This window comes from Curtobacterium oceanosedimentum (assembly GCF_020297365.1).
Lineage (GTDB): Bacteria > Actinomycetota > Actinomycetes > Actinomycetales > Microbacteriaceae > Curtobacterium.
The window spans coordinates 1-9253 of sequence record NZ_JAIXIG010000050.1; the positions used below are offsets into that span (position 1 = coordinate 1).

The 9253-nt window shown below is 70.1% G+C and carries 11 protein-coding genes and 1 rRNA gene; 7 read left to right on the plus strand and 5 right to left on the minus strand.

Annotation, left to right across the window (positions count from 1 at the left end; translation table 11 throughout):
* Positions 1-2: 2 nt before the first annotated feature.
* Positions 3-119, plus strand: a 5S ribosomal RNA gene (gene rrf / locus LEL83_RS15440).
* A 105-nt stretch (positions 120-224) separates the two neighbouring features.
* Here the strand turns inward: rrf and LEL83_RS15445 are convergent.
* From LEL83_RS15445 to LEL83_RS15460, 4 genes are read right to left on the minus strand one after another with little or no spacing between them, the layout of a single operon-like run.
* On the minus strand, positions 225-860 hold the full coding sequence (locus LEL83_RS15445; RefSeq protein WP_225559480.1) for a response regulator transcription factor: 636 nt from the start codon (positions 858-860) through the stop codon (positions 225-227).
* A complete protein-coding gene (locus tag LEL83_RS15450; RefSeq protein ID WP_225559481.1) occupies positions 857-2062 on the minus strand; it encodes a sensor histidine kinase in 1206 nt (401 codons plus the stop codon). Before LEL83_RS15450 ends, LEL83_RS15445 begins: the two co-directional genes overlap by 4 nt.
* A gap of 53 nt (positions 2063-2115) precedes the next feature.
* The gene (locus tag LEL83_RS15455) at positions 2116-2925 is read right to left on the minus strand and encodes an ABC transporter permease (protein ID WP_225559482.1); all 810 of its coding nucleotides are present in this window, start codon (positions 2923-2925) and stop codon (positions 2116-2118) included.
* Positions 2922-3761: an ABC transporter ATP-binding protein gene (locus LEL83_RS15460; RefSeq protein WP_225559483.1), complete on the minus strand. Its 840-nt coding sequence runs from the start codon at positions 3759-3761 to the stop codon at positions 2922-2924. The genes LEL83_RS15455 and LEL83_RS15460 overlap by 4 nt, the downstream gene beginning before the upstream one ends.
* 209 nt (positions 3762-3970) lie before the next feature.
* Between LEL83_RS15460 and LEL83_RS15465 the strand changes: the two genes are divergently transcribed.
* From LEL83_RS15465 to LEL83_RS15485, 5 genes are all read left to right on the plus strand, one after another.
* Positions 3971-4249 (plus strand): hypothetical protein, encoded by a 279-nt coding sequence (locus LEL83_RS15465; protein WP_225559484.1) that lies wholly within the window; start codon positions 3971-3973, stop codon positions 4247-4249.
* 224 nt (positions 4250-4473) lie between these two features.
* The gene (locus LEL83_RS16350; protein WP_225559485.1) at positions 4474-5985 is read left to right on the plus strand and encodes an alpha/beta hydrolase; all 1512 of its coding nucleotides are present in this window, start codon (positions 4474-4476) and stop codon (positions 5983-5985) included.
* The gene (locus tag LEL83_RS15475; protein ID WP_225559486.1) at positions 5982-6461 is read left to right on the plus strand and encodes a hypothetical protein; all 480 of its coding nucleotides are present in this window, start codon (positions 5982-5984) and stop codon (positions 6459-6461) included. The genes LEL83_RS16350 and LEL83_RS15475 overlap by 4 nt, the downstream gene beginning before the upstream one ends.
* Positions 6462-6649: 188 nt before the next feature.
* The gene (locus tag LEL83_RS15480) at positions 6650-7024 is read left to right on the plus strand and encodes a hypothetical protein (protein WP_225559487.1); all 375 of its coding nucleotides are present in this window, start codon (positions 6650-6652) and stop codon (positions 7022-7024) included.
* A 261-nt stretch (positions 7025-7285) separates the two neighbouring features.
* Positions 7286-7765: a hypothetical protein gene (locus LEL83_RS15485; protein ID WP_225559488.1), complete on the plus strand. Its 480-nt coding sequence runs from the start codon at positions 7286-7288 to the stop codon at positions 7763-7765.
* A 76-nt stretch (positions 7766-7841) separates the two neighbouring features.
* Here LEL83_RS15485 and LEL83_RS15490 read toward each other — a convergent pair whose 3' ends face one another.
* Positions 7842-8414, minus strand: a complete 573-nt coding sequence (locus LEL83_RS15490; RefSeq protein ID WP_225559489.1) for a hypothetical protein — start codon at positions 8412-8414, stop codon at positions 7842-7844.
* A gap of 137 nt (positions 8415-8551) precedes the next feature.
* On the opposite strand from LEL83_RS15490, the gene LEL83_RS15495 reads away from it, so the two are divergent.
* The coding region (locus LEL83_RS15495) for an NADP-dependent oxidoreductase (protein ID WP_225559490.1) at positions 8552-9253 on the plus strand (702 nt) is incomplete at its 3' end.

Consider the following 9253-nt stretch of genomic DNA (forward strand, 5'->3'; position numbering starts at 1 on the left):
GTTCCGGTGGTCATAGCGAGAGGGAAACGCCCGGTCACATTCCGAACCCGGAAGCTAAGCCTCTCAGCGCCGATGGTACTGCAAGGGGGACCTTGTGGGAGAGTAGGACGCCGCCGGACTTAACGTAGAAACACCAGGGAACCCCTGACCAGTCATGGTCAGGGGTTTTCTGCGTTCCAGGGTGTTGATTGGAGCGCAGCTGCTCCTGATGCCCAGACTGCGGGTCAGCTGAGGAGGCCGAGCTCCATGGCACGGGTGACCGCGCGGGTGCGGTCGTTCACGCCGAGCTTCTCGAACACGTGACCGAGGTGCGTCTTCACCGTCGCTTCACTGAGGAACAGCGTGCGGCCGATCGCCGGGTTGCTGTTGCCCTGCGCCACGAGCCGGAGGACCTCGAACTCGCGCGGGGTCAGGGACGGGCCGGCCGGGGCTGCTGCTGAGGCTCCCGTTGCTCGGCGCACCAGGGCCGCTGCGGCTGAGGGGGCCAGTGCGGTCTCGCCTCGGGCAGTGGCGCGGACGCCGGCGAGGATCTCGGACTCCGGGGCAGCCTTGAGCAGGTAGCCCGTGGCCCCGGCCTCAATGGCGGCCAGGATCTGGTCGTCGGACTCGTAGGTCGTGAGGATCAGGACCCGGACACCGCGTTCCACCGCGAGGATTTCAGCCGTCGCCGCGTTACCGTCCAGCACGGGCATCCGGAGGTCCATGAGTACGACGTCGGGGCGCTCCCGCAGCGCCACCTCGACAGCGGTTCGACCGTCACTGGCTTGGCCGACGACCTCGATGTCGTCGGCGTCCTGCAGCAGGGCGACGATGCCCGAGCGGACGATCGGGTGGTCATCGGCGACGACGACGCGGATCACCGGGACACCGCCGACACGGAGTACGGCGAAGCGAGGAGCGCAGCGCCCGCTGCGGTGGGGAGGCTCGCGTCCATGACGGTGCCTCCGCCCGGGGTGCTCGTGATGGTGCAGGTGCCCCCAGAGAGCATGAGACGTTCACGGAGCCCTCGGAGTCCGTGCCCGGCAGTGGGGGCGCCGGTGCCGAAGCCGACGCCGTCGTCGGTCACGCGGACCCCGGTGCGTTCGAGGTCGTGGTCGTGGTGGAGGACGATCTGGACCGCGCTGGCGTTCGCGTGGGCCCGGATGTTCGCCAGGGACTCCTGGACGACGCGGAGCAGCACCACCTGGGCGTCACGGTCGAGCGGGACGTCGGTCGCATCGACCGTGGCCGGTGTTCCCGTCTCACGGGTGAAGCGTTCGGCGAGTCGGTGCAGGGACCCCGCGAGGCTCCCACTCGTCGCACCGGCCACGCCGGCGGCGATGAGGGAGCGGGAGTCTTCGAGGGCGGCGCGGGCCGATTCCTCGAGGACCGACAACCGCTCGTCGAGCGCCGCTCCGCGTCCGGAGGAGTGGTCCTTCCGGGCACGCTCGGTGAGCATGACGATGCCGGCCAGGTTCTGCGCGACGGTGTCGTGGATCTCACGCGCCAGGCGCTCCCGCTCGCTCGCGACGCCGGCGCTGCGGTGCGCCTCGGCGAGGGACTCCTGCGTGGCCCGGAGCTCGTCGATGAGCTGACGTCGATCCTCGGACAGGCGGGACACGCTCGAGATCCAGACGCCGATCGCGCAGGTGCCGACCAGGCTGATGCCCTCGACGAGCAGGGTGCTGACGAGGGCGTCCGGGCCGCCGGAGATCTGCAGCCCGATGCTGCTCGTGACAGCGACCGCGACCGACAGCAGGACCGCGGTGCGGACGCGCTCCGACTGCACCCACACGAGCGGGAACGCGATGCACTGCACGAAAGCCGTGTTCGGCGACACGGCGGGCAGCACGAGCGTGCCGAGGAGGACGAGCGGCAGGAACGCGGCGGCGGCCCGGGGCTCGTCGTAGCCGCGGTGCCCGGAGGCGATGTACGCGACGACGAGGACCGCGACGACGACGTACGCCGGCCACCGCGTCGACCACGGGGACCAGGCGAGCGCCGTGATGACCACGGTGAGGAGCATGGTGCCGGCGAAGAAGCCGTGCAGCCACCTGTTGCGCATCCACGCCTCACCACTCATGAGCACAGCATCCCATCGATGCGGGGCCGCAGAGCGGTTCTGCACAGGCCCCATCAGGAGTCCTTGCGGTTCCAGCGGAAGGTGAGGAGGCAGGCCACCGTGCCCAGGACCAGCCATGCTGCCAACAGGAGGGCGCCGAGGCCGAGGTGCCACGCGCCTCCCGGCTCGCCCGAGGCGAACGCGTCGGGCAGGAAGACGGCGCGCATGCCGGACGCCATCCAACGCAGCGGGAAGACGGAGGCGACGTCCTGCAGCCAGTCCGGCAACTGCATGAAGGGCAGGTAGACGCCGGAGATGAACTGCAGCACCAGGACGACCGGGACGATGGTGGCGGTGGCGCGGCGTCCCTCGCGGGGGAGCGCGGAGATCGCGATGCCGAGGACACAGCTGGTCGCGATGCTGAGGACCATGACGCCGGCGAAGACCCCCCAGTTGCTCGCGTCGGTCGGCAGCTCGACGCCGAACACCAGGCTCGCCATCGCCAGCAGCAGCGCCGTCTGCACGACCGTCGTGACGAGGACCATGCCGATCTTGCCGACGAAGTACGACAGGACCGGGAGCGGAGTGCCGCCCAGGCGCTTCAGGGTGCCGTCGCTGCGTTCCCCGGCGATGTCCACGCCGAGCGACTGCGTGCCGGACAGCAGGATGCCCGTCGCGACGAGGCCAGGCAGGTAGTACGTGGCGTAGTCGACGTCGATCGGCCGACCGTTCGCTGCGACGGCGCTGATCGGGGCGGCGTCGGCGAACGCGACCGAGAACAGCGCCAGCATGACGACGGGGAACAGGAAGGTGAAGAAGACGGCGTCGGGGGCGCGGAAGTACGAGCGGATCTCGTAGCCGATGCGGCTGGTCGCGGTCGTCATCGCTGGCCCACCATCCCGAGGTAGACGTCCTCGAGGGACGGGCGGATGACTTCGAGGTCGTGCATCAGCATGGTGCTGCTCCGGATCAGTGCGGTGGGGTCGGTCGTGCGTTCGTCGTGGTGGGTGCCGTCGTCGTCGCGCCAGCGGACGCGGGGCGTGCGGGCCTCGGTGCCGCCGATCTCGTCGATCGGGGCGAGGTCGAGGAGCTTCCCGTCGGCGATGACCGCGGCACGGTCGGCGAGCTGGGCGGCTTCGTCGAGGTAGTGCGTGGTGAGCAGGATCGTGGTGCCCTCGCGCTGCACCCGGTGGAGGAGGTCCCAGAACTGCCGGCGGGCCTCCGGGTCGAAGCCCGTGGTCGGCTCGTCGAGGAACAGGACCTCGGGCCGGCCGATGATCCCGAGGGCGACGTCGACGCGGCGGCGCTGGCCCCCGGACAGTTTGCTGACGCGGACGTTCCGTTGCTCGGTCAGCCCGGTTGCGTCGAGGAGTTCCTCGACGCTGCGGTGCCGGGGGTAGAAGGTCGCGAAGTGGCGCAGCTGTTCGGCGACGGTGACGTTCGGGGACTCCGCGCTGGTCTGCAGCACGATGCCGATGCGTGCGTTGTGCCGGCGGTCGGGCCGGGCGGGATCGTGCCCGAGGACGCGGACCTCGCCGGCGGTGCGGGAGCGGTGGCCCTCGAGGATCTCGACCGTGGTGGACTTGCCGGCGCCGTTCGGACCGAGGAGCGCGAAGGTCTCGCCGGGCTGGATCGTGAAGGACACGTCGTCGACGGCGACCGTGCCGGTGGCGTACTGCTTGCCGAGGTGGTGGACCTCGATGGCTGGGGTGTCGGGCATGGCTCCAGCCTGGCGGCTGGGTGCGATGCGGGGATCGACCGGTGCGGTGGTCGTCGCATCCTCCGATCGGGGGATGGTGCGCCGGACAGGAGGCGCGGTACGGCCCGGCCGTGCACCGGCCGTCCACAGGCTGGTCACGCCCGGCAAGGAGCGTGATATGTTGCCGGGAGGGGAACCGCGGAGGGCGCGGGGCGAGCTCGGGGGAGACGATGGCTGATCTGATGGTGTCGTACAGCGCGCTCGAAGCCGTGCACGGTGGGCTCGAGAGGGCGACGGAGACGTTCAGCGGGGACGCGCTGCCCGCGGAGGGCGGGGCGTTCGGCGCTGACGACGTCGCGCAGGCGTTCGCGACCTTCCGGACGGCGCAGCAGCGATCCGCCGAGTGGCTCGCCGACACCAGCCGCACGCTCGGCCAGTACGCGAAGGACACCAAGTCGCTCGTCGCCGACGCGGACACCGACCTGGCCGGCAAGGCCGGGGGCGAGTGATGGCCGCCGATCCCCTCGCCGGTGACCCCGGAGCGATCGCAAGGCTCTCCAGCGCGCTCGCCGACCACCAGGACGACGTCCGCACCGGTGCGCACCAGGTCGTCGGTGCGCAGCACGATGCGGACGGGTGGAAGGGCGCCTCGAAGGACCGCTTCGCCGCCACCGTCGGTACCGTCGCTCCCGCCGCCCAGCGGATCATCGGCCGGCTCGACGCTGCCATCGACGTGCTCGACACCTACGCCGACGCCGTGCAGCAGATCCAGGACGAGGCCGAGCGGATCCAGGCAGCCCAGCTGGCGAACGCCGTCGACTCGGTTACGAATGCCGCTCTGCGGGGCAGTGCGGAGTCGGCCGCGTCCGGCAGCGACGCCACCGAAGCCGACGGTCGGCGGTTGGGCCGCCTGCAGAGCGACGCCGACGACCTCGCGGCCGCCGCGAAGCGCCTGGACGCCGAGTGGGACGCGCTCGTCGAACGGCGGGCCACTGCCGACCGCGCCGCCGCCGCTGGTCTGTCCGACAGCGATGTGCTCGGGGTCGCCCCCGGGTACGCCGGGTCACTCGCCGCCATGAGCGACGCCGACTTCCTGCGAGCCGTGGCCGGGATGCCGCCCGAGGTGCTGGCCGGACAGGGCGAGGGCGTGACGGACCGGATCGCCGGCATGCCGCCCGAGGTCGTGCAGGCGTGGTGGGACGGGCTCGGCGGCCGGGGGACCGCGGGGGAGCACTCGGCGGCGCAGGACGCGCTCATCACGGCGTTGCCAGCGGTGATCGGGAACCTGAACGGGGTGCCGTACTGGGCGCGGGACCAGGCGAACCGGCTGAGTGCGCAGCGGGCGTACGCGCAGGCCACCGAGGCTCTGGACAAGGCCCAGAAGGCGTACGGCAAGGCGGTCGGGCGCGCTGCGCTGGCTGACGCGCACCGGGCGCTGATCGCGGCGCAAGAGCGGTACAACCAGCTCAACAACTTCGTGGCCGGGGCGAGGACGGACCTCAACCTCCGCTATCCCCTCCCGCGACAGATGGTGGCGTTTCGCGACGGAGAGCCGCCGTTGGGGGCGTTCTCGGTCGGCGACCTGGACAGCGCGAGCAGCGTCACCTTCCTCGTCCCCGGGATGGGGAGTTCGCTGGCGGACACCACGCAGTACATGCGGACAGGGTCGACCGTGCAGCAGTCGCAACAGCAGATGAGTGGCGATGCCAGCGCCTACGTGACCTGGCTCGGCTACGAAGCACCCCCGAACTTCGTGGCAACCGGTGACACTGCCGTCTTCCACGAAGACTCGGCGCGTGCCGGGGCTGCGAACCTCGCCGCAGATCTTGCCGGAGTCCGCACAACCAGACCAGACGTTCAGCTGAACGTCGTGGCGCACTCGTACGGCTCGACGACTGCCGCGATCGCGCTCGCAGACGACGCCGCTCTGCGCATCCACTCCTTCGTCACGCTCGGATCGGCGGGCATCCCTTCGTCCGTGCCCGATGCCGCAGCGACCAATGCGGCCCACATGTATGCTGCGCAGGCTGACGAGAAGTGGGACGTCGCCGCGTTCGGGCGCACGTTCAGTGATCCGCACCGTGCAGACCCCACCCAGGGATTCGGCGCGACGGAGGTACAGACGGATGGATCGAAGACGGTGAACGTACACGACCTTGCCGCCGACCCCGATTCCGGGAACATCGGCTACCTCGACAGCGGCACGAAGACGCTGTTGGGAACAGCGAAAGCGACCATGCCGTGAACAGACTGTCGAAGTCGCTCCTCGGGTTCGTCGCCGTGGTCGGGCTCCTGACGACGGCGACGGCCTGTGGTTCGAACGGGGGAGACGAGATGCAACCAGATGAGGCGAAGCAGAACGCCGTGGCGTTCCTGCGAGAGACGATGGGCCACGAATCGCTGGCCTGGCCCGAGGTTCCGGAGCCGGTGGCCACGCGATGCGCCGATGGGGACGACGGAGTCCGGTTCCAGTACCTCGTGACGATCGACCAGAAGACCGATCCGAAGGAACTCGCCACTTCGTTCGAGGAGTTCTGGAGGGCGAAGGGGTTGGACGTGCAACCTTCGCAGCAGGACTTCGGGAAGTACGGCATCGCCTACTCGGCAACTGCGCGCGCGGACGGGAAGCCGTGGGGATCGTTCCAGTTCAGTGGGCGCGGCATCAGCCTCTACGTCGACTCTCAGTGCGCCGAGGGGTCCCCGGACGACTACGAGGACTGATCGGTGTGGTCCAGAAGACTCGGCATCCGACGGACACGGCCGGTGCGGACGGCACGGCCGGTGCCGGGCTCCAGGCGAACGCGATGCGCACCAGCCCGCGCTCGTCCGCGGGACATCGGCTCAGCGGGGCGGCCCTTGCGCTGTCCCTCATCGCCGTGCTCGCCGGATGCGCGACAGGAGGGAAGACCATGACCCCGGAAGAAACACGGAGAGATGCCCTGACCTTGCTCGACCAGACCACGGCGTCCGCCGACCTCGACTGGTCGTCGCCCGGGGACCCCGTCAGCAAGGGATGTTCCGAGGGCGTCCGGTACCAGTACATGGTGCACGCTCCGGTCACCTCGAAGCAGGACGAGCTCGCTGACTCCCTGTCCAAGTTCTGGCGCTCCAGAGGACTCGAGGTCGAACGCAGCCAGCAGGATTTCGGGTCGAAGTACGGGACGGTGTTCGGAGCCACGGCGAAGGCAGACGGCAAGGCTGGCGCAGCCCTCGAGATCACGAACGGGAACGCCCTCGTCTTCGTCAACTCCCAGTGCGTCGCGGGCTCGCCCGATGATGAATGACCACCGTGGCGCGGCGGTGACCTTGCCGTGATGGCGGAGCAACGCATCGGGATCGTCGTGTCGACGGCGAGCCTGCTGACCGCGGGCCTCACGGCCTGCAAGAGGGAGCCGATCGATGCACACCCCCGGGGACGCGAAGGCCGTACCAGATCAGTTCGACGTCGGCAGCGGTGCGGGTGACCTCTCCGTGCGCAACGGGGTCCGGACAGGATCACGACGAGTGACGGCGTCGAGGCGGGGGCGGCTGCTGTGACGAGGCGTGTGGACGAACCGATGGCCGCTGCCGCTCTGGCCAGCGCGATCGCCCTCGCGCTGTCGGGGTGCGGGATCATCGGGCCGGGCAAGCCCCTGACCGTCGACGAAGCGCGCTCGCAGGCCGTGACCGAACTCCGGTCGGTCCTGGAACTCGCTCCAGACACATGGCCACAGGAAGTCCCGGAGCCGGCCGCGAACGACTGTCAGGTCGACGGGCAGAAGGCGGTGCAGTTCAGCTACTACGTCGAGGTGGACGGACCGGACGACCCGCAGGTGCTCGTGGAACAGGCCGGTGAACACTGGAGGAAGCAAGGGTACGAGCTGACAACGACGCAGACCGAGATGGATGCAGCGACGGGCGACGTGTCCGCTGTGGTCGCGCGCGCCGAGGGCAAGCCTCGTGCGTCGATCGCAGCCACGAGGATCGGCGCGCACGTCAACGTGGATTCGCGCTGCGTGGTCGGTGACCCGGACGACTACCGGTGACGGCCCTGGTCACGAATGAGTCCTGACGGTTCTGGTTCGTGATCGTCGGGGATCGCGAACCGGCGTCGCCACAACCTCAGTACTGCGGGCGGATCCAGTCGGTCGGTGCCACGAAGCGCGCGCGGGGCAGGACCTCGTCCGGTTCGGCGGTCCGCACGCTCGTGACGAACGTGACGCCACCGTGCTCGGAGGAACGGCGGGCGATGCCGTCGCGCTCGTCGATCACCAGCGTCGTGCGGAACGCCGGGTCCTCCTCGTGCTCGAAGGTCACCAGGATCGAGTGCGCGCCGACGTGCTGCACGAGGACCGGGTGGAAGTCGTCCAGTGACCGACCCCAGCGGTGCATCAGGTCGGGCACGGCCATCCGGACCACGGGGGACGAGATCATGCTCCGGCCGAACGACACCTCGATCGGGCCGTCGTCGGGCTCGTGGAGCACGCCGTCGCGGTAGGAGACCGGCTTGGCGCGTTGACGGACCAGCGCCCAGGTCTGCGCGGCCTCGTCGATGTCGATGCGGAACTGCCAGTACTTCTGCCGGGACTCCTGGTGGAGGCCCTCGAGGACGTACCGGGCGGGACGGCGGAGGGCAGCGAGCTCCTCGGCGATCGCGGGACCGGCGGACCGCGTGAGGAGTTCGTCGAGACGCACGGTGCCAGCATGGCGCACCACGTGCCGTGGACGGGACCCCTGACGGGCTGGAGGCGCGGTGCGGGCTGGTGCCCGGCCTCCAGACCGGGGGTGGTCGCGTCAGGTTGCGTCAAGCAACCGGCGCGTAGACCGGGATGATGCAGGTCATCGGAGTCGAAGAATTCGGAGGGCCCGAGGCCCTCGCCGTCCACGAGGTGCCGGAGCCGCACGCCGGCGCCGGATCCGTGCGGATCCGGGTGCAGGCGTTCGCCGTCAACCCGACCGACACGGGGGTGCGTGCTGGGCAGCGGGACAGCTCGCAGGCCTCGCCGCCGTACGTGCCGGGGATGGACGCGGCTGGCGTGATCGACGAGGTCGGGCCCGATGTGTCCGGGTGGGCCGTCGGTGACCAGGTCATGGCGATGGCGTTGCCGCTCAGCGCGCACGGTGGGGCCTACGTGCAGGAGCTCGTCGCGCCGGTGGGGTCGTTCACGCGGATCCCTCGTGGGACGTCTCTCCCGCTCGCCTCCACAGTGCCGATGAACGGGCTGACGGCGTTGCAGATCCTGTCGCACGCGTCGCTCGCACCGGGACAGACGCTCGCCGTGACCGGGGCCGCGGGGCTGCTCGGGAACTACGTGGTGCAGCTGGCGAAGGCCGCGGGGCTGACCGTGATCGCTGATGCGGCTGAGAAGGACGAGGCGCTGGTGCGGTCGCTCGGGCCGGACCACATCGTTCGGCGGGGTGCCTCTTTCGCTTCCGCTGTGCGTGAGCTCGTGCCCGGGGGAGTTGATGCGCTCGCCGATGCTGCCGTGCAGCGCGACCAGGTGGTGGACGCCGTTCGTGACGGGGGAGTGTTC